Consider the following 406-nt stretch of genomic DNA (forward strand, 5'->3'; position numbering starts at 1 on the left):
GGATTAAATCCGTATCCCGGATCATGTAAACAAACAATTTCCGGATAAGGGGCATATCTTCACTCAAAAGTTTAAAACCAACCCCATACATCTCTATTCCTTTTTGGGTGATAAAATCAAGGCTTTTTTGATAATTATAGATAATTTGGTTGTTGCTTATGGTATAAAACATGATGCAAAACTTTTTAATCTTTGTATTTTCATCTATGATTTAAAGTGGTTCGCTATAACCTGAACCGCTAAATGGTTTTGATTCCGGTTTGGTGATCGGTTCCTGCTTGCTGTTGGAATTGGGTTCTTTCTTTTGAAACTTCTCCACATTGAGCATCCAGTTTCTGGCAGCCGCTTTCCAATCTTTCATTTTTGTTTTTCCTCCAACTAACCAACCAACACTTTCGTAATAATT

1 protein-coding gene is annotated in these 406 nt (G+C 35.7%); it reads right to left on the reverse strand.

Annotation, left to right across the window (positions count from 1 at the left end; genetic code table 11):
* Window positions 1-211: 211 nt before the first annotated feature.
* Window positions 212-406, reverse strand: a 195-nt coding sequence (locus tag OM074_RS21260) for a hypothetical protein (RefSeq protein ID WP_301202722.1), incomplete at its 5' end; no start/stop codon positions are given.

Source organism: Plebeiibacterium marinum (assembly GCF_026013615.1).
In the GTDB taxonomy this organism is placed as follows: domain Bacteria; phylum Bacteroidota; class Bacteroidia; order Bacteroidales; family Marinilabiliaceae; genus Saccharicrinis; species Saccharicrinis marinus_A.